The 20785-nt window shown below is 42.1% G+C and carries 14 protein-coding genes; 8 read left to right on the top strand and 6 right to left on the bottom strand.

The window, feature by feature from the left end:
* The first annotated feature begins 55 nt into the window (after window positions 1-55).
* Both ACEN82_RS23785 and ACEN82_RS23780 read left to right on the top strand, forming a co-directional pair.
* The gene (locus ACEN82_RS23785) at window positions 56-253 is read left to right on the top strand and encodes a DUF2683 family protein (protein ID WP_413321868.1); all 198 of its coding nucleotides are present in this window, start codon (window positions 56-58) and stop codon (window positions 251-253) included.
* The gene (locus tag ACEN82_RS23780) at window positions 244-507 is read left to right on the top strand and encodes a Txe/YoeB family addiction module toxin (RefSeq protein WP_413321869.1); all 264 of its coding nucleotides are present in this window, start codon (window positions 244-246) and stop codon (window positions 505-507) included. Before ACEN82_RS23785 ends, ACEN82_RS23780 begins: the two co-directional genes overlap by 10 nt.
* 10 nt (window positions 508-517) lie before the next feature.
* On the opposite strand, the gene ACEN82_RS23775 is transcribed toward ACEN82_RS23780, so the two are convergent.
* Window positions 518-880 carry a TM2 domain-containing protein gene (locus tag ACEN82_RS23775; protein WP_112653343.1) on the bottom strand — a complete coding sequence of 121 codons (363 nt, stop codon included), beginning with the start codon at window positions 878-880 and terminating at the stop codon, window positions 518-520.
* Window positions 881-1013: 133 nt separating this feature from the next.
* Between ACEN82_RS23775 and ACEN82_RS23770 the strand changes: the two genes are divergently transcribed.
* From ACEN82_RS23770 to ACEN82_RS23755, 4 genes are all read left to right on the top strand, one after another.
* Window positions 1014-1994 (top strand): NAD-dependent epimerase/dehydratase family protein, encoded by a 981-nt coding sequence (locus ACEN82_RS23770; RefSeq protein ID WP_413321870.1) that lies wholly within the window; start codon window positions 1014-1016, stop codon window positions 1992-1994.
* A 3-nt stretch (window positions 1995-1997) separates the two neighbouring features.
* Window positions 1998-2789 carry an SDR family NAD(P)-dependent oxidoreductase gene (locus ACEN82_RS23765; protein WP_413321871.1) on the top strand — a complete coding sequence of 264 codons (792 nt, stop codon included), beginning with the start codon at window positions 1998-2000 and terminating at the stop codon, window positions 2787-2789.
* A 4-nt stretch (window positions 2790-2793) separates the two neighbouring features.
* Entirely contained in the window at window positions 2794-3069 is a 276-nt protein-coding gene (locus ACEN82_RS23760; RefSeq protein WP_413321872.1) for a hypothetical protein, read from the top strand.
* A 163-nt stretch (window positions 3070-3232) separates the two neighbouring features.
* The gene (locus ACEN82_RS23755) at window positions 3233-5593 is read left to right on the top strand and encodes an ABC transporter permease (RefSeq protein ID WP_413321873.1); all 2361 of its coding nucleotides are present in this window, start codon (window positions 3233-3235) and stop codon (window positions 5591-5593) included.
* A 210-nt stretch (window positions 5594-5803) separates the two neighbouring features.
* Here the strand turns inward: ACEN82_RS23755 and ACEN82_RS23750 are convergent, their stop codons facing one another.
* Window positions 5804-7159, bottom strand: coding sequence for a UDP-N-acetylmuramoyl-tripeptide--D-alanyl-D-alanine ligase (locus ACEN82_RS23750; protein WP_413321874.1), 1356 nt, complete (start codon window positions 7157-7159; stop codon window positions 5804-5806).
* A gap of 174 nt (window positions 7160-7333) precedes the next feature.
* Complete coding sequence (gene recQ, locus ACEN82_RS23745) at window positions 7334-9511, bottom strand: DNA helicase RecQ (RefSeq protein ID WP_413321875.1); 2178 nt, start codon at window positions 9509-9511, stop codon at window positions 7334-7336.
* Window positions 9512-9755: 244 nt separating this feature from the next.
* Here recQ and ACEN82_RS23740 point away from each other — a divergent pair, with 244 nt between their 5' ends.
* The gene (locus ACEN82_RS23740) at window positions 9756-12263 is read left to right on the top strand and encodes a M14 metallopeptidase family protein (protein WP_413321876.1); all 2508 of its coding nucleotides are present in this window, start codon (window positions 9756-9758) and stop codon (window positions 12261-12263) included.
* Between the two features lie 149 nt (window positions 12264-12412).
* Here ACEN82_RS23740 and ACEN82_RS23735 read toward each other — a convergent pair whose 3' ends face one another.
* The 3 genes from ACEN82_RS23735 to ACEN82_RS23725 all read right to left on the bottom strand — a co-directional run bounded on the left by ACEN82_RS23735 (window position 12413) and on the right by ACEN82_RS23725 (window position 17436).
* Complete coding sequence (locus ACEN82_RS23735) at window positions 12413-14860, bottom strand: outer membrane beta-barrel protein (protein ID WP_413321877.1); 2448 nt, start codon at window positions 14858-14860, stop codon at window positions 12413-12415.
* A 535-nt stretch (window positions 14861-15395) separates the two neighbouring features.
* Entirely contained in the window at window positions 15396-17078 is a 1683-nt protein-coding gene (locus ACEN82_RS23730) for a PspC domain-containing protein (protein ID WP_090532191.1), read from the bottom strand.
* A gap of 25 nt (window positions 17079-17103) precedes the next feature.
* Window positions 17104-17436 (bottom strand): PadR family transcriptional regulator, encoded by a 333-nt coding sequence (locus ACEN82_RS23725; RefSeq protein WP_090532189.1) that lies wholly within the window; start codon window positions 17434-17436, stop codon window positions 17104-17106.
* Between the two features lie 228 nt (window positions 17437-17664).
* Between ACEN82_RS23725 and ACEN82_RS23720 the strand changes: the two genes are divergently transcribed.
* A complete protein-coding gene (locus ACEN82_RS23720; RefSeq protein WP_413321878.1) occupies window positions 17665-20781 on the top strand; it encodes a SusC/RagA family TonB-linked outer membrane protein in 3117 nt (1038 codons plus the stop codon).
* Window positions 20782-20785: the final 4 nt, after the last annotated feature.

Genomic DNA, 20785 nt, shown 5'->3' with positions numbered 1-20785 from the left:
ATTAAATAAATCGTTCTTAAAATAAAAGAAAAAAATAAAACAGTAAATTTGATTTATGGGAATTTTAATTGCACATCCTGAAAATAAAGAAAAGTCAGACGCTTTAAAAGCGTTCATGAAAGCGTTAAAGATTCAGTTTGAAGAAGAAAAATCGGCCTATGACCTGGAGTTTGAAAAGAAAATAAAGCGGAGCAAGGAAGATTTTGAGGCTGGGAAATTCAAGGCGATTAAGACTGATGATCTATGGAAATAATTTATTCTGAAGAATCTCAGAAGGATATTCAATTCTGGAAGAAATCAGGTAATAAAATCATCCAAAATAAAATTCAACAACTCCTAAACGCCATTAGCCAGGACCCGTTTAATGGTATTGGTAAACCGGAAATGCTTAAACATAATCTTACAGGATTATGGTCACGGCGCATAAACCAGGAACATCGGATAGTTTATGAAGTGTTAGAAGAGGAGACCCGTATAAAAATCCATTCAATGAAAGGGCATTATTAATACGATAACCTTAGCTGCTCATTTTAGCCATTTGGTAGCTTTCATAAGCCATATTCTTATTATACTCCAAAGTTATCGACTTATTGTTGATCAGATCCACAATAGTACCAATAACACAAAGCCCGCCTGTAAAAAAATACAGGATCCCCATGCCAATCTGTCCCAATACAAAACGCTGGATACCTGCAAAGCCAACAAACCCAAGCAAGGTAAATAACAATATATCTTGTGAGTTTTTGCGCTTGTTGCTGTAAACCATGTAGAAATATTTCTTTTGATTTTCGGTTAAATCGGGTGTTGCGTGTTGTAAAAAGCCCAACTCCTCGGGCGAAAAACCGGCAAAAGTATTATATGGGTCTTGTAGTGAGCTCATGTTTGGTAAAGGCTTTTGTTATAGCGATAAGCCAAATTTAAATATTTACTGCATTAAAACTATAGGTTAAAAAATGATTTAAAAATTCTTTTCCATACGTAGGGGTAAACAATAGTGAGGTTGTAATACCTGTATGAAAGTTTTAGTAACCGGGGCAACAGGGTTTATTGGCAGGCAGCTCACGTTGTCGCTGGCTATGCATGGTTATGATGTTAAGGCCTTATGCCGCAATACCGATCATCCATATTTAATAAAGCATAAAAACATCGAACCGGTTACAGGCAATATCCTGTACCGGCAAAGCCTGGGAAGGGCTATGCAGGGCTGCCAGCAGGTTTATCATACAGCTGCCATGGCCAAAATGTGGTGCCGCAATCCCGATGACTATCATGAAACCAACGTTGTTGGCACACGTAATGTGCTTGAAGTTGCCGCTAACTCGGGTATTAAAAAAATTGTTTATACTTCTACCTGCGGCGTGTGGGGCCCAACCGTAAAATATCCCATGAATGAGAACGACCCAAGGATAGCTGGTTTCCCTATTGCATACGAGCGTACCAAATACCTGGCCGAGCTTGAGGTGCAAAACTTTTCAAAGCAGGGGATACACATTGTTACGGTAAATCCATCACGCGTATATGGCGAAGGGCCTGTTACCGAAAGTAATACAGTAGGTAAAATGGTTTCGGCCTATTTACGCGGCAAATGGCATTTTATTCCCGGCAATGGCGAACAGGTAGCCAATTATGCTTTTTTAACCGATGTGGTTGATGGACATTTGGCGGCTATGAATAATGGAACCAGCGGCGAACGCTATATTTTAGGCGGAGAGGATATTAGTTTTAATGATTTTTTCAAAACAGTACATCAGGTATCAGGTAAACAATATCGTCTCCTTCATCTGCCTTTAAAAGCTATAGCGTTTTATAGCCATTTTGAAAAGCTTAAATCACAGCTTACCGGGCTGCGCCCTTTCTTTTTGCCTGAGTTTGCCGAACGTTTAAAGTATGATCAAAAATACAGCAGCAATAAAGCCATAACGCAGCTTGGTTACCGGATAACCCCTTTTACAGAGGGGATGCATAAAACCATTAATTACCTTCAACAAGCCTGAAGCATGATAGATCAGACAGCCATTATAACCGGAGCCAGCGAAGGGTTGGGTAAATCGTTTGCCATTGAACTGGCGTCGCGGCAAATAAACCTGGTACTGGTATCATTGCCAGCTACCGGATTGCCTGAGCTGGCATCCTTTATCCGTAAAAACTTTGAGGTTAAAGTGAATTATTTGGAAATTGATTTAACACTTGCCGAAAGTTACCCTGCAATTTTTAATTACCTTAGTGATGAGCAAATTACGGCCCACCTGCTCATCAATAATGCGGGTTTAGGTAACTGGTCGTGGTTTGAAGATTTGAACATTGGGTTTTATAAAAAGCAAATTGAACTGAACGTGATTACACCGGTACTGCTTACACGCTTGTTCCTGGCCCAGGCCGATGTCTCTGCTACCTCTTATATATTGAATGTAGGGAGTTTGGGCGGCTTGTTTGTGGTGCCTAAAAAGCAGGTTTACGGTGCTACCAAATCATTTATCAGGTATTTTACCAAATGTTTGCAGCTGGAACTTCATGGCTCAAATGTGAAGATCAGCTTGCTTAGCCCCGGTGGTATCAACACTAAGCCCGAGCTGCTGGTGATGAATAATAAACTCAAAGGCATATCAAAGGCAACCATTATGGAGGCCGGGCACGTAGCACGTATAGCGGTGGATGGCTTGCTGAAAGGAAAAAAAGAGATCATCCCCGGTATGATAAACCGGATGCTTGTTTTATTAAACAGTTTGCTGCCTGCCGGTGTTAAAGAAATCATTATAAGGCAGCGACTGGCCACCATTATTAAAAGCTGACAGCATGATCATTTCATTACTTACCTATCGGCATATTAAAAACCTTTGCAGCTTTTTCAAGCGCACGCGCAATAGTTTTAAGCTTATTAACAACGAACGCATTGTTATCCTTTCAGGCAGTATGCGCGGGCTGGTATTGTATTTTGACCGGGATGCCTGCGAGGTGAAAAATGGAGAAACAGATTTTATAAGTATTGACATAACCCGCGATTTTTCGGTAGATATGCTGATGCGGATCCTGGTTAATCATAATATCATAACTCCTGTTTTTGAAGGCTGAAGAGATGAAAACAAATCCGCATCATCCCGTTACATAAATGAACACCCACCTGTCCGTATCCGAACGATAGTGTATAGTGATTTTTTATAATTTTCTGATGATTAGCTATTTACAATATTGGCATCATTTTAATTAGGTGTTGCCTGATAAAGCCGATATTATTATGCTGAAAAACTATATCAAAACCGCCTGGCGGAACCTTGTCCGCAATAAGTTTTATTCGGTGATCAATATTGCCGGGTTAACCCTGGGCCTCGCCATTGGGATTCTGATCCTACTTTGGGTGCAGGACGAATTTAGCTTTGATAGCTTTCATAAAAACGCATCAAATATTTACCGGGTAGAGCTTTTTGGCGGTACAGGGGCCAGCAAGCAGATCTGGCAAACAACAGTAGCACCGATGGGGCCGCTGGCTAAACAGGAACTGCCCGTTGTGCAAGATCAGGTGCGCATAACCAATAACTGGTTTTTCTCATTATTTAAATACCAGGATAAAATTTTTAACGAGCAGGCGGTAGGCTTTGCTGATCCCTCCCTGTTTACTGTTTTTGATTTTCCGCTGATTGAAGGTAACAAGGCAAAGCCTTTTACCAGCGATAATTCGGTAGTGATCACAAAAAGAACGGCAAAAAAATATTTCGGTAATGAAGATGCTTTAGGAAAAGTTATTGTGGCCGATAATAAAGAGAATTTTACTGTATCGGGCGTTATTGATGATTTTCCGCTTAACTCAAGCATTAATTATGATATGATCATGCCTATGAGCTATCATATCAAATATATGTTTACCAACAATAAGGTTGATCTGAACCATGATTTCAGCAATTACGCTTATGAAACCTATTTGTTGTTGAAGCCGGGTACTTCTTTAAAAAAGCTATCGGCCGATTTGAATAAAGTTCACCTGAAACGGAAGCCTGAAGATACCGATGCCGATTACCTCTTGCTGCCCGCAACTAAAATGCATCTTTATAATGCTGATGGTACCGACCGGGGGATCAGCACTGTACATATCTTTATCATTATTGCCTTAGTAATATTAGTGATTGCCTGTATCAACTATGTTAACCTTTCAACCGCGCGGGCCATGCTGCGCGCCAAGGAAATAAGCATGCGAAAGATCATCGGCGCGGCAAAAACACAATTGTTTATGCAGTTTGTGGTAGAAACAGCTTTGCTGTTTATCCTTTCGTCGGTTTTAGCAGTGTTGGTAATTTATAACGCAATTCCTGTATTTAATGAAATTGCGGGTAAGCAACTGGTATTTAATCTTTCCAACTATCATATCTGGTTGGTTATTGCGGGTACCATTACTGCTACACTTTTATTGTCCAGTATTTACCCGGCGCTACTGCTTTCATCTTTTGAACCATTAAAAGCACTTAAGGGTAAAATCTCCAATGGTATTGGAGATGTGCTTTTCCGTAAGATCCTGGTAGTGGTGCAGTTTACCTTTTCAGTAATATTGATCATCAGTACCATTGTGATCACCAGCCAGCTTAATTACATCCGGTCTAAAAATTTAGGCTATGATAAAAGTCATGTGTTTGCTTTTTGGATGCGCGATATGAAAGATCATTATGATGCTGTTAAAGCCGAACTTTTGAAACAACCGGGGGTTGAAGCCGTAACGCGTTCAAGCGGCAATATTGTTAATAATGGTGGTATTTCCGGCGATAACGATTGGGATGGTAAAGCCGCCGGTCAAACGTTTATTGTACATCCCCAGGGAATTGATAAAGATTTTATTTCTTTTTTCAAGATAAAAATGGCTACAGGTCGCAGTTTTGATGGCTCGGTGAGTGATTCGGCTCATTATATCCTGAATGAGGCTGCAATTAAGGAGTTAGGTATGAAAGACCCGATAGGCAAACGTTTCAGGTTGCGTAAAACTGAAGGAACTATCATAGGCGTGGTAAAGGATTTTCACTTTGCAAGTATGCGTGAAAAAATTGGGCCGATGGTGTTTTTCTACGCCCCGGATACGTATGCTTCACTGTATATTAAAACAACCGGCGATGGTGCGCCAAAAGCCATAGCAGCTGCCGAAAAAGAGTTTAAACAATACAATGGGCAGTTTCCGTTTGGTTACACTTTCCTGGATGAAATATTCAACAAGCTTTACCAGGGCGAACAGCGGGAAGGTACATTGTTTAACTATTTTGCGGGGATAGCTATTTTAATCTCCTGCCTTGGCCTGCTTGGTTTGGCAGCTTACACCGCTCAGGTACGTACCCGCGAAATTGGTGTGCGGAAAGTTTTGGGTGCTACCGTAACAAATGTTGTTGCCCTCTTAGCAAAAGATTTTATTAAGCTGGTGCTTATTGCTATCGTTGTGGCTTTCCCGATTGCCTGGCTGGCTATGAGCCACTGGCTTGACGCATTTGCTTACCGAGTTGGCATAAGCTGGACAGCCTTTGTATTAGCTGCTGTGATTGCTGTATTGATCGCTTTTATCACTATCAGTTTTCAATCGGTTAAGGCCGCGTTGGCTAATCCGGTTGATAGTTTGCGGAGGGAATAATAGTTGGTTCAAATTGGTAGAGACTCGTCACATGCGTTTCCCGAATAGAAACCAGACTTACGAAGTTTTCAAAACTTCGTAAGTCTTCAGTAATGATTGATATGGAAATGTAGAGACGCATTATATGCGTCTTCCGAATGCAGGACCTGCAAATTGATTGCTTACCCGTTCTCATGGGAAAAGCATATAATGCGTCTTTACTTTGAAAACTTAAAACAATTCCACCAACCGCTCTAAAGCCATTCCTCTTGATCCTTTGATCAGGATAGTTGAATTGGTAATAGGCTGTGCTTTCAAAGCAGCAATGGCATCTTCGGCAGTTTCATAAAACTTGTCCATGGTCCCTGGTCCATGGTCCACGGACTGCGAAGCACCTAAAAAATCCTTTCCGATAAAGATGCGTTCATCAACAGCGGTATCCATAGCTTTGCGGATAACAGATGCATGTTCAACAGCCGCTTCCGGCCCCATTTCAAACATATCGCCCAAAATAAGTACCTTCCTTTTTGCTTCAATTTTGCCCACGTTTTCAATGGCGACAAACATGCTGCTTGGGTTGGCATTATAATAATCGCAAATGAGGGTATTGGTAGCCGTCTGTACAATTTGCGAACGATTATTTTTAGGCTGATAACCCTCGATACCGGCGTTGATTTCATTAGCCGGTAAACCGAGATATGTTCCGATACATATGGCTATTAAAATATTGGGCAGGTTATAAGTACCCGTTAGCTGGGTTTTAACTTGATAGCTGTCGCCGGTTTTATTATTGGTCCACTCCAAAGTAAGTAAGGGAGAGTTTTCCAACAGTTCACCGCTAATGAGATTATCAATGGCATCAGTACCATAATATTCCACATGACGCAAACGACGGGCCGCAGCCATCTCCATTAAAATAGTATCATCGCTATTGATAAAGACAGCACCATCTGTTTTGCTTACGCCCCCTTTACGGGGCAGGGCGGCAAAATAATCATACAACTCCCCTTTACCCTTCTTCACTCCTTCAACTCCGCCAAAACCTTCCAGATGCGCTTTACCAACATTGGTAATTAAGCCAAGCGATGGTTGAGCAATGCTGCAAAGCAGCTCGATCTCTTTTTGGTGATTGGCCCCCATTTCAATAACGGCCACCTCATGGCTGGCATCAATGGTTAAAATGGTAAGTGGTACACCAATATGGTTATTTAAATTGCCTTGGGTAGCCTGGGTTTTAAAATGCTGCGATAATACGGCGTTGATCAGTTCTTTGGTGGTGGTTTTTCCGTTGGTACCTGTAAGTCCGATAACCGGAATGTCAAGCTGACGGCGATGATAACGCGCTAAATCCTGCAAGGTAGTTAAAACATCCTCAACCAATAAATACTGTTCGCCCAGCTGATATTCGGCGTTGTCAATTACTGCGTAAGCTGCACCGGCCTCAACTGCTTTTTGTGCAAAAGTGTTGGCGTCAAACTTATCGCCTTTGAGGGCGAAGAACAGACTGTCAGGGACTATCTTCCGGGTGTCGGTGCTAATTACGGGGTGTTTGAGGTATATATCGTACAGTTGGGTTGTGGTAGTCATGCGTATTATAATGGCAAACGTAAATTAAAAGTACAATTATCTTGCGCTCGTTTGTAACGAGTGCTTAACGTGGTTTGGCGATTGTATCGCCGGACTTGCGTTTTAAACGCAAACCCATATTAAGCGCTCGTTACAAACGAGCGCAAGGTTACATTATGCTAAACTTAACAAAAATTATTCCCCCTTGTTCATCCAGCCAATTACAGCTTTGATTTCACCGTAGCTGTAATCATCGCCTAAAACTTCTTTTAAGGGCGATAGTCTTTCAGCTCCATAACTTTCAACGGCGTCGGCAATAACAGCGATCTTTTTCTGCGGAACTATTTCGGTTATATCCAAATCGCCGTTTTGTACATAATAACTCAGGTGTGTTTCTATGGTAGCTGTAGTGAACCCACGCTCAGCAGCTATTTCGGCAACGGTTTTTCCGGAGCGATATAGATTAAACGTTTCGGCTTTAGTATCATTGCTTCGCGAAGAAGATTTGGTTTGCCCCGGTGATTTCGCCTTTCGCTCCCGTTTAGGCGATTTCTGTTTTATTTTTGAGCCGAGGCCTTTTTCAGCACAATAAGCTTTAACCGGCTGCAGCAGCTCCCGGCCATAGCGGGCAAGTTTAACATCGCCAAAGCCCGAGATCAGGCGCAGCTCATCCAGGCTTTGGGGCAGGTAAGTCGCCATTTCCAGCAACGTAGCATCCGATACTATAATATAAGCAGGCACATTTTCGTTTGTGGCGATGCCCCGTCTAACTTCCTTAAGTTGATTAAGCAGCGCAGCTTCATAAGGCGGGTTTTCTTCATGGTGAACCTCTTCAACTTTTTCTATCTCAATAAACTCAACCTTTTGCCCGCCCTTTAATACGTCGGTGCTCTGCGCGGTAAGTTTTAATACCGGGTATTCATCGCCGGCGGTTTGCAGATAGCCCATACTAATCAACTCGCGGATGTGGTGCTGCCAGTCGGCCTTGCTGATATCTGCACCGATACCGTAGGTTTTTAACTGCTTATGTTCTTCACGGATCTTATCGCTTTTTGATCCCCGCAAAAAATCTATTACATAGTTAGCCCCGAAACGTTCATTTAACCGGGCTACCGCCGAGAGCGCTTTTTGAGCGATCAGCGTGCCATCAAAACGTTTATATTCGGTTAAGCAAACATCGCATGAGCCGCATTTGGCCGGGAATTCTTCGTCGAAGTATTTCATCAGGTATTGCCTGCGGCACGATAGCAGCTGGCAATATTTAACCATATCATTAAGCTTATTAAGCATGATGCGGCTTTGCTGCTCATTGCCTTCTACTTTGGCAAAAGCCTGCAATTTCATTGCATCGCCGGGCGAGTAAAGCAACAATGCTTCCGACGGAAGCCCATCGCGTCCCGCCCTGCCGGTTTCCTGATAGTAACCTTCAATGTTTTTTGGCAGATCGACATGCACTACATAGCGCACGTTTGATTTGTTGATGCCCATGCCGAAAGCGATGGTTGCCACAATGATCTTCAGGTCATCTCGCAAAAATGCTTCCTGATTACGGGCTTTTATTTCGTTACTTAATCCGGCATGGTAGGCTTCTGCAGCAAAGCCTTCATCTTTTAAATCCTCGGCCAATGCCTCGGTAGATTTGCGGGATAGGCAATAAATAATCCCCGACTCATCCTTATGTTCATTTAAAAAGGCGATGAGCTGTTTAAAGCTGTTCTTTTTAGGCGCTACGCGGTAAGTAATATTTGCCCTGTTAAATGAGGATACAAATATTGCCGGCTTATGAAGATTGAGCTTTTCAAGGATATCTTTTTGGGTAAGCTTATCGGCTGTAGCTGTAAGCGCAATAACGGGGATCTTTGGAAATTCCTCCTTAAGGCCTGCGAGCATTAAATATTCGGGCCTGAAGTCATGGCCCCAAGAGGAGATACAATGTGCCTCGTCAATAGCTATCTGTGCAACTTTCAGCGTTTTTAAAAAAGGAATAAGCTTACTTTCTTTATTTTCTTTGCTTTCGGCACTGAACAAACGTTCGGGGGCAAGGTAAAGTAGTTTGATCTCATTATTTCGGAGCCGGTTTACCAGCACCCTCGTTTCCTCGGGATTTAACGACGAATTGAGGAAAGCCGCAGGGATGCCGTTAACGTTCAGGCTATCTACCTGGTCTTTCATCAGCGCAATAAGCGGTGATATTACAATGGTCAGCCCATCGAGCAGAATAGCAGGTAACTGGTAGCACAATGATTTGCCGCCACCGGTAGGCATCAGCGCCATTACATCCTGCCCCTTAAGTATATTTTGAATGATAGCCTCCTGCTCATGCCTGAAGGTACTATAACCAAAGTATTTTTGCAGGGCCTGGATAGGTGTCATGTTTGTTAATTGCAGATATGCAAATGTGCAGATTTCAGATTATAAATGTGCGGATTTCAGATGTGCAAATTTTAAATTATAGATGTGCTAATTCCAGATGTGCGGTTCTCTTCTACCTTAACTAACTGTAATTACATTTATCATTTACATATCTGCACATCTGAAATTTGCACATCTAACAATTTGCCAATATTTTTCTGCATATTAGCTTATCTCTTTTCTCCTATATCTCTATTATTTATTTATGATAAAAAAACATTTACTCCTTTTTGTATTGGTAAGTTTTTTTTGCCCGGCCTTTGCGCAAAAGATCCAATCGCCGCAGGAGTTCCTGGGTTATAAACTGGGTGAGCATTTTACTCCACATTATCGTATCGCCGAATATTTTAGATACGTTGCGTCGGTTTCAAAAAATGTAAAACTTCAGCAGTTTGGTACTACCAACGAGGGCCGGCCTTTACTGGCGATGTTCATCGCTTCTGATGAAAATATTGGCAGGCTGGAAGAGATCCGTCATAATAACCTTAAACTGGCCGGGATTGAAAGCGGTGGCGGCAGCACTGCCATGCCTGTTGTTACCTGGCTAAGCTATAATGTACATGGTAACGAGCCTGCATCAAGCGAAGCTTCGATGTGGACTTTGTTTGACATGGTTGATCCGGCAAATGCTGCTACTAAGGCCTGGCTTAAAAATATGGTTGTTGTTATCGATCCTTGTTTAAACCCCGATGGGCGCGACCGCTATGTTAATTTTTATAATTCGGTAGTTGGCGCTGCGCCAGATCCCAGCCCAACATCTCGCGAGCACGTTGAACCATGGCCGGGAGGCAGGGTAAACCATTTTTATTTTGACCTTAACCGCGATTGGGCCTGGCAGCAGCAAAAAGAAACCCAGGCCCGCGTAGGCTTATACAACCAATGGCTGCCGCAGGTTCATGTTGACTACCATGAGCAGGGTTACAACGCACCTTATTACTTTGCCCCTGCTGCCGAGCCTTACCATAAAGATATTACCCAATGGCAACGCCAGTTCCAGATCACCATTGGTAAAAACAATGCCAAGTACTTTGACCAGAACGGCTGGATGTATTTTACAAAATACGAGTTTGATTTGCTGTACCCATCATATGGCGATACTTATCCTTTATACAATGGCTCTATCGGCATGACGTATGAACAGGGTGGCATCAGTGCCGGTTTGGCTGTGGTTACCCGCAGCGGCGATACCCTTACCTTGGTGCAACGTGTGGCCCATCACCATTCAACAAGTTTAAGCACGCTTGAAATAGCCGCGTTAAATACTCAAAAGCTTTTGGATGAGTATAAAAAGTTTTTTGACAACAGCCGGGCCAATCCCCCGGGCGATTACAAAACCTATGTTATTAAAAACGATAACAATAATAAAATTAACGCGTTGGCAAAAATGCTGGGCCGCAACGGCATCCAGTATGGTTTTGGCTTAGGTAATAAAACCGTTACCGGCTTTAACTACGTTACCCAAAAAACGGAGCAATATAATGTTGGCGCAAACGATCTGGTAGTTAATGCCTATCAGCCTAAAGCAGTATTACTGCATGTGCTTTTGGAGCCCAAAACTTTTATCCCGGACTCTAATACATATGACATCACGGCATGGTCGCTTCCGTATGCTTATGGATTGAAAGCTTACGGATTGAAGGAATCATTTAAACCTGCCAGTACCGAATGGAGCGTGGCTGAACCTAAGCCGCTGGTAAATACACATGCTTATGCTTATGTATCGGCATGGCAATCGGTTAATGATGTGAGGTTTTTGGCCGCTTTGCTTAAAAAGAAGATTAAAGTGCGTTATGCCGAGAAACCTTTTGAAGCAGGGGGAAAACAATTTACAGCAGGTTCGTTAATTGTTACCCGTGCAGGCAACGATCTTGCTGATTTTGACCAGGTGGTTACTCAAACCGCTGCATCACTTAATCAGGAGATCATCCCTATTTCAACAGGCTTTGTTGATAAAGGATCGGATATCGGTTCGGACGCGGTAAGGTATATCCATCAACCTAAAATAGCATTGATTGCCGGCGATGGTGTTAATTCGGAAGCTATGGGCGAGGTTTGGCATTTGTTTGAGGCGCAAATTGGATATCCGGTTACTTTAATAAGGTACCAGGATTTAAGTCGCACAAAACTGGGTGAGTTTGACGTAGTGATTTGCCCCGATGGTCGTTATGAAGATTTCCCTTCAGAGAAATTGCAGAACTGGATCCGTGATGGGGGCAAGCTGATAGCTGTGGATAATGCCGTATCCTTACTGGTTGATAAAAAAGGCTTCCTGATTAAGCGTAAGGAAGAGAAAAAAGAAGACAAGGATAAAGAAAAAGACAAGGATAAAACTGTTAAGTTATATGGAGATCGTGACCGCCTGGCGCTTAGCGAATCCATCCCGGGTGCAATTTATAAGCTGAACCTTGATAATACTCACCCGCTTGGCTTTGGCTTGCCTGATTATTACTATTCGTTAAAGCTGAATGACGATATCTACGATCTTTTTTCGGGCGATGACGGGTGGAACGTGGGTACCATAAAAAAGGATGGCTATGTATCGGGCTTCGTTGGTGCGGAATCAAAAAAGAAGATCAACAATGGCTTGCTGCTTGGCGTACAACCCATGGGGCGTGGTTCGGTAGTTTATATGGTTGATGACCCGCTGTTCCGCAGCTTCTGGGAAAACGGTAAGTTGTTATTCAGTAATGCCGTATTTATGGTGGGGCAGTAGCAGCTCTCGCCCCCCAGCCCCCTAAAGGGGGAGTTTTTGATTAGCATGGTCTTAATAAATACAAAAGGCCTGTTTCCCAAAATGAAAACAGGCCTTTTAATTATAAATGCGATGTAGCTGCTCCCCCTTTAGGGGGTCGGGGGGCGAGACTAATTATTCCCCTTCACCCTTCCTTTTTCATCGTCGGCGCCGCTGCGGTGCTGACGCATTTTGATGGAGCTGTTACCAAAGTTATAAGTAAAAGTAAGGCGCATTACCCGGGTATCATTTTTTTGTTTGATGACAAAGTTATTGTTCACCACCTGGCTGCTCAAATCATTGCGGCGAATGTTGAAGATGTCATCGCATGAAGCTTTGATGTTGAATTTCTTTTCCATGAATGATTTACTGACACCCATATCTACCGAGTAGCGCGGCCTGATCTTGTAAATGCCGTAGGTTAATGATGATTGATAATCGCCGGTTACTTCAAAGCGGTAGCCTGCAAACTTGAATGTTTGTGTTGTACGGCCCTGGAAAGCCCATTGCCCATCATTGAACTTTTGACCGGCAAGGGTATCCGACTTAAAGCCCAGGTAAAACGCGGTTGCGTTAACATTGCCCTCCCACCATTTGGTAATGGTGAATGGTGTGTTGATGTTGACATTGTAACCGGTTTGTGTTTGCAGGTTTTGATGTGTTTCAAATGAACGTTTGCCTTCTGTTAAAATCAGCTCTGTAATAGCATCGGTTGTGTGACTGTAACCAAGGCTTACATTGATAGTTTTATTATAAGTATAATTAAGCTCAAAATTTTGAGTGTATTGCGGGTTCAGGAATGCATTACCTTGCGAATAAGTGTAAGGGTCAAGGTAATAAACAAAAGGGTTCAGGTCGTCATAGCCCGGACGGTCGATCCGGCGGCTGTATGAAAAGCTTACCTCGTTTTTATCATTAATGGTTTGGTTAATGAATACGCTTGGGAAAAGGTTTAAATAGCTCCTCTTAACCGGAGTACTACCAATAAGGTTACCTGTAGATCGGGTTTGTTCGGCACGTAAGCCTAATTGTACAGAGAATTTTTTGAATTGCTTATTCAGGTTCAAATACCCGGCATTAATTTTTTCGGTATAAATAAACCGGTTGGTACGTGTAGTATCATTAATATAAGCACCGTTGCTGAAGATCTGCGCTTGCAGGTCATTATCGGTTTTAACACTGCTGAATTTTACCCCGGCTTCCAGTTTGATGGTTTTGGTAAGCGGTTTGGTGTAGTCAGCCTTACCGGTGTAGATGCTTATGGTTGAAGGTGTTTGGTTACGCAGCATTTGTGGTTCATGCTGTATACTTCCATCAGGTAAAAAATAATCGGTATTGTACATGGCATTGGAGTTGTTTTTGAATTTAGAGTAATCCAAATCAATGCTCAGTTCCTGGCCGCTGGTATCAAGCTTAAGCCTGTCGTTAAGGTTAAGGGCAAAGTTTTTATAGGTTTGCCTGATATCTGATGTAGTGCGCAACGATGAATCAGGCACCCCAAATTGTTTGCCGATAATTGTGCGGTTATCATTCAAGTCTTTTTCGCTGTTTGAATAACCACTTACTACAAAACCGATAGTATGTTTTGGGGTTAGGTCATAATCGGCACCTAAACGATAGTTGTTGTAATGGTTGATGCTTGGCAGGCTTGATTTCTGGTTGAAATAAGTTTTATTGCCAAGCGAATCAGTAATGATACGGTCAATGCCAATATCGTGGCCACGTTTGTTATCACCCCTGCTTAATGAGGTAAATACATTGAGATTGCCTTGTTTGTGATTAAGGTTTAGGCTGCTGTTATCGCGCCAGTATTTGCTTTTGGCACCACCTACAGTGATACTGCCGTTTGTGCCCGATTGTGTATTCTTTTTTAATTTGATGTTGATGATCCCTGAGTTGCCTGCTGCATCATATTTTGCCGATGGGTTGGTAATGATCTCGATAGATTTAATGGTATTGCCATCAGTTGAACGCAGTAAAGTAGCCAGCTGCGCTGCCGTAAGATAGGTTAGCTTGTCATTGATCATGACAGTTACGCCTTGTTTGCCTTTCAGGCTGATGTTATCGTCCTTATCAACAGTAACGCCCGGTGCACGTTCCAAAATTTCCATGGCTGTGTTGCCAGCTGCAAGTACGCTGTTTTCAACGTTCATTACCGTACGGTCAATTTTACGTTCAATGAGCGGTTTGGTAGCAGTAATAGTTACTCCCTTTAATTCGGTACTGCCTGTGTGCAGGTTTAAAGCAGGAGCTGTAACATGCGGTGTATTTGCAGGCACGGTGAAGCTTTTGCTTACAGCTTTTTGATAGCCAACAACAGTGGCTTTAATAATATAGTTGCCCGCTTTTATGTTGTCAAAAACATAAACACCGGCATCGTTACTTAAGGCTCCTTTAACCACGGTTGAATCAGATGCGCGCAAAAGGCTTACAGTTGCATAATCAAGTGGTTTGCCCTGTTCATTGAGTAAGGCCCCGGATACCTTGGCGGCAGGCGCGGCCTGCTGGGCAAAGGATACACTACAGCTGATAGCAACAAGCAGCAGTGTATAAAATATGTTGTGTATGATAGCTTTCATTTTTAGTTCGGTTTAAAAGTAAGGGCAATACAATGCCGTTAAAGGATTGCCCCTTTTTAAAAATTTGTAAATAAGTGTTTTTAGTTTCCGGCGTGCTTTTTCCGGTTTTTTAGGGTTTAGTAATTATGAGATATAGGCGATTGTTTTCATAGTATTCATGCTTTTGATTTAAATTTTTAGCAAAACAATCCCACCTGGCTTTTAGGCCATTTTTTAACGATTATTAAATTTATGTTGCCGGATCACCCGGAAATGGTAACTGTGTTGCTTTTTATAGTAAGATGCAAAAACAGGGGTGTTGGTTACAGATTATTTTCACTTTTTAATGCAGGCATTAAATTTTTTGCCATATTCTTAATAATCCGGAAGGTAATTGGCATTTCATTTTGGCGAATAATCTTTGATTTGAGGTTTGTTACCCTGCTGTTTAAAAGCGGGTTACCGCTTGTTTGAAGCAGGAAATAGAAGGGTATAATAAGCCCGCTAAAAATTAGCAGGCTTATATATTTAAAAAGTGTTTTCACAGGGAAATGGTTTATTGTGCTTTTGCTGTATCGGCGGGGCTTGCCGGTAAGGTATCCTGTTCCTGTTTGAGCGCCTTTAGGCTATCTGCTTTGAATTTGGCTGCCTTTATCGGGTCAACTTTGCATTCCAGCCCATTGGTGGTCATGATATAGGTGGCTGTGGTAATGCCATCACCATCGCTTTTGCACTCATATATGTTAAAGTTGATGTTACGGTCGAGTTTTTGATCAATGATGATCTTAGCGTTAAGCGGTACTTTTAGGGTTAGATGTAATTCCTGCCCGCGCCATAAAAAGCCTTTAGGCATTTCCAGGTGACGATCGAAATTTAAAACAGAATCTTTTTGCTCAAAACGATAGGAAGCGCTGCGGGCGTTGATCAAGGCTTCCTCAAGGTTGCTGCCACGGGCGCTGAAGGTTTCGACCAGTACAGGTTGCGGCACATCGCTTTTTTCGATATCGATAGTAACATTACGGTTCGGCATATCATTGCCATTAAAATCGTCATCTAAAATGATCATGCCTTTAAAGCGTTCATTTATTTTAAGGCGGGTGCTATCCTCATTGCTTAAATACTTGGTGTCATTCAGCTGTAGGTAATACGTGTTGTTTGTAGTTGGCTTAAGTTTAACTGTTTGCGTAAACTTACCACCCTCACGGAAGCTGGCCGCTGTTTTTACGCCATAGTATGAAACCGCGCCCAGCGAGGCCAACCAGATACATAATAAGGTAGTACCAATTGAACGGTTAAATGAAGCTTTTTTAAACAGGAAGCCTATCGTTGATAAAATAATAGCTAATAAAGGTATAGATAACACTAAAAAGCCGCTCGCCATGAAAATACCATTAGCCTGGTGATTAGTGATGTTGAATGGGAACAGGTTATAGATTCCCATATTACCTGCGGCAAATAAACCGATAAGCGAAACTATGAGCGCTATGGTCATGCCAAGGCAGGTTAATAAAATGGCTGCGGCTAATAGTTTACCCAGTAAACTGCCCGTACCTCTTAAAAAGGCGCCAAGATGTTCAAAGATATCGCTGATCAGATCGCGCACCTGGTAAATGAACGGTTTGGCTTCATGCTTAAAGTTTTGAAGGTTTTCGCGTACAGTGCTCAACTCTTCTTCAAAGTTCTTTTTAAAACCCTTCAAATCCTGCTTTTCACCCTTCATAGCCATACGGTCGGCACGGGTTATGGCTTTCGGCACAACCATCCATAATATAATATATATAACAAGGCCCATGGCGGCAAAAGGCACTAGGATAACAAAGGCCAACCTTACCCAGGCCGGGTTAATGTCAAAATAATTGGCAATGCCGGCGCATACACCACTGATGAGGTGATCGTCCGGATCGCGGAAAAGCCTGCGGCGTTCGGTATTGTACTCAAACGGATTGCCACCTGCAGTTTTGGCGTCGGTTTCGGCGGTTTCAAAATCCTGTACGCTGCCCATTTGTTCTGTAACTTCCTTAACGTCGGTCTCAACAATAACTTGTTTGGCGTCTCGTGCCAGGATCTCGTTAAACATTTCGGCAATGCGGTTTTCAATGTCGGTTGTGATCTCCAGGCTATCGGCCGAAGTAGAAAAATGACGCTTTACATCCGTCATATAGTTCTTCAACACTTCGTAGGCATCTTCTTCAATGTGAAAAACCATGCCGTTTATATTTATGATAATTGTTTTGTTCATGATTATAGTGAGTTTGTAGGTTTTTCTATTTTCTATCGCCGATAGCTGTTTGAACAGCAAATACCAGCTCCTGCCAGGTTTTATCTAATTGTTCAAGTACGGCACGGCCTTCGTCCGAGAGCACATAGTACTTTCGGGGCGGCCCTGAAATTGACTCCACCCAGTTATAGGTGAGCAGTCCGTTATTTTTTAAACGGGTTAAAAGAGGATACAGAGTACCCTCAACTACAAGCAGTTGGGCTTTCTTAAGTTCAGCAATTATGTCTGATGCATATGTTTCGCCCTTTGCTATGATGGAGAGGATGCAATACTCCAGTATGCCTTTCCTCATTTGGGTTTGGGTGTTTTCGACGATCATAATACAAAGATATATGTTTTAGATTGTATTATGCAATACATAGTACTATAATTATTATTCTTTTAGCTGAAACTTGGCTTTTTGAAAAAAAAATGACGTTTTCAAAGAAATTACTTGACTTTTTGATAACGTAACATTACTTTTATGATTAATTAACTATTAACTGATCTTATTATTAACGAAATGAAAAAACTTCTACTCGTAAGTTTGTGCTTACTTGTGTTGTCTATGACGCAAGTATTCGCGCAAAATCGTACAGTTACTGGTACAGTTACGGCCAAAGATGACGGCCTTCCCATCCCTGGGGTAACAGTAAAAGTAAAGGGTTCAACAATCGGGACCCAAACCAACGCAGCCGGTAAATTTTCTCTAAGTATCCCGGAAAATGCGGTCCTTGTTTTCTCTTTTATCAGCTACGAAAGCCAGGAAATCTCTTCAGTTCAGCGTTCTACTTTCAATGTTGTGTTGGTTAGCGCCAGCAGGCAGTTAGGTGAGGTTGTTGTGCAGGCGGCTTACGGCGTTCAAAAGCAAGCACGTGCGGTTGGTTATGCTTCAACTACTGTTGACAGCAAATTATTAACCGAATCAAAAGTAACCAACATTGCTAACGGCTTAACCGGTAAAGTAGCCGGTTTGCAGATCAACACTGTGAATAACGGTGTTAACCCCGACGTTCGTATCGTGTTACGTGGTAACAGAAGTATCAACGGTAACAACCAGGCTTTGGTTGTTGTTGACGGTACGCCGGTATCAAGCAACTTCCTTAACCAGATCAACCCTAACGATATTGATAACGTTACTGTACTGAAAGGTGCAGGCGCGTCAGCAATCTATGGTTCTGAAGGTTCAAACGGTGTGCTTTTGGTAACTACCAAACGTGGTTCTGGTGTTCCAACCATTACTTACAGTAACACTACTCAAATCGAAAACTTCTCTTACTTCCCTAAATTACAAAGGCAATTTGGTGGTGGCGCAGGTGAGGTGATCGATCCTAACACTGGTTTCTACGGTTATGTTCCTTACGAAAACCAGTCTTACGGTCCTAAATACGATGGCTCTACTGTAGATATCGGTTTACCAACAGCAGATGGCAGCCAGCAAAAAGGTGTTTATGCTTCAACAGGCAAAGATCCTCGTATGGCTTTTTTTGATACCGGTTTAACCGAGCAAAATGATATTTCGTATTCAACAGGTGATGCAAATAGTAGTTTTTACATGTCTGCTCAGGATGTTTATACTAAAGGTGTAGTTCCGAATGATAGGAATCGTAGAACAGGTCTTAGAGTGGCGGCTATGAGAAAATTCGGTATCTTCAAAACCGATTATTCAATTGGTTACACCCGTACAAATACTAACGTAGCAGGTCCCGACTTTTTCCAGGGAAGAGGTGTTTATTGGAACGTACTTAACCAGCAAGCTAACGTTGACTTAAGGAAATATCAAAACCTTACTGATAAATATTCTGATGTAAACGGTTACTATAACTCTTATTATCCAAACCCTTACTGGCAAACAGTAAACTCACGCCAGGTAACCAGGAAAGACGCGTTAGTAGGTAACGTTACTTTCTCGGTTTCTCCAACCAAATGGTTTGATGCTTCTTATAAAGTGTCTGCATCTTACGGATGGCAACAATATAGGGCTACCAACGCCGAAGTTGATTTTAGTCCGTATGCATTAAGCGATCCGGGAGGTACCCACAATATCGCTTCTCAGGTTAAATTTAAACCAGGTAGCGTAGCCGATGCTGATTATTTTGGCGATGGTGGTAATGGTTACTCTCGTTTACAAGGTGACTTTTTCTTAACCTTTAAACACAAAATCGGTGATTTTGCCGGCAACTTATTATTAGGAAATTCAATCAATACGCAATATGTTAAGTACGTATCAAACGGCTCCAACAACTTGCTTATTAAAGATTTCTATAACTTAAGCTACAGAACAGGTGAGCCATTGGCGGGGGAAGGCGAATTCAGGAAAAACCTTATCGGTTTATTTGCTGATTTGAACTTATCTTACAAAGATTGGGCATTTTTAGAGGTAACCGGTCGTAATGACTGGAGCTCTTTACTTTCAAGTGCAAATCGCTCATTCTTCTATCCATCAGCTAAATTAACTGTTGTTTTAACCGATGCTATCCCTGCATTGAAAGACAACAAATGGTTATCATATGCCAAAGTAAGAGGAAGCTATAGTAAAGTTGGTCAGGTAAATATTGATCCATACTCATTACAAAATGTATTTGCAAGTACTTTAGGTGCCCCATTCGGTTCAACACCGGCGCTTTCATTAAGCTCAAAATTGAATAACCCTAACCTTAAACCAGAGCTTTCATATGAGCAGGAATATGGTTTGGAGTTAGGCTTCCTCGACAACCGTTTTTACCTTGCGTCAACTTACTATAATACACACACTAAAAACCAAACATTCCCTGTAGCTATTTCTCCTGCTTCTGGTTATTCATCAGCAGTACAAAACTTAGGTGAAGTACAAAACAAAGGCTTTGAGTTTGAAGTAAAAGGCTCGTTGATCAAATCAACTGACTTTTCATGGGATTTAGGTGGTAACTTAGCTTTATTGCGTAACAAAGTATTATCCTTACAAGAAGGCACTACCGAATTCCAGTTATTATATAACAGTGGTGCTGCAAGTAATAGCTATGCTATTGTTGGTCAGCCATTCCCTTATATTAAAGGTTCTGACCTGGTACGTGATCCTCAGGGCCATGTTATTATCGACGCTTCAACCGGCTTACCAAGTTTAACCGCAGGTGTAGTGCCTTTGGGTAATGCTGCTCCAAAAACAATTTTGGGTGTTAATACAGCAGTGAGGTATAAATTCATTACATTATCGGCCGTTGCTGAATATCGTGGTGGTTACTTTATCAATAACATAGTAGGTCAGGCCTTAAACTTTACAGGTACTTCTTATGTATCTGCAACTGCCGGCCGTCAGCGTTTTATTTATCCTAACTCAGTTATTCAAACAGGTCCTAATACTTATGTTCCTAATACCAGTATTTCAATTCCTGATGGTAACTCTGGCTTCTGGACAAGCTCTGCATATTACAATGCTACCAGTACTTATGTAAACAGCGCTGCATTCTGGAAATTAAGGGAGGTTGCTTTAAACTTTGATTTAACCCGTTTCATCAAAGGTCAAAAGGTTATTAAAGGCTTGCAATTTGGCTTAGTGGGTCGTAACTTGTTATTGTTCAGGCCTAAGAGCAACCCATGGACAGATCCTGAGTATAGCATAGATAATTCGAATGCTGTAGGTACAACCAACGAAAATCAAACGCCGCCTACCAGGATCTACGGTGCTAACCTTACAGTTAAATTTTAATTTG

Source organism: Mucilaginibacter sp. Mucisp73, assembly GCF_059491465.1.
The sequence above is the reverse complement of the archived record's forward strand: the minus strand, read 5'-3'. Positions and strand labels throughout refer to the sequence as shown.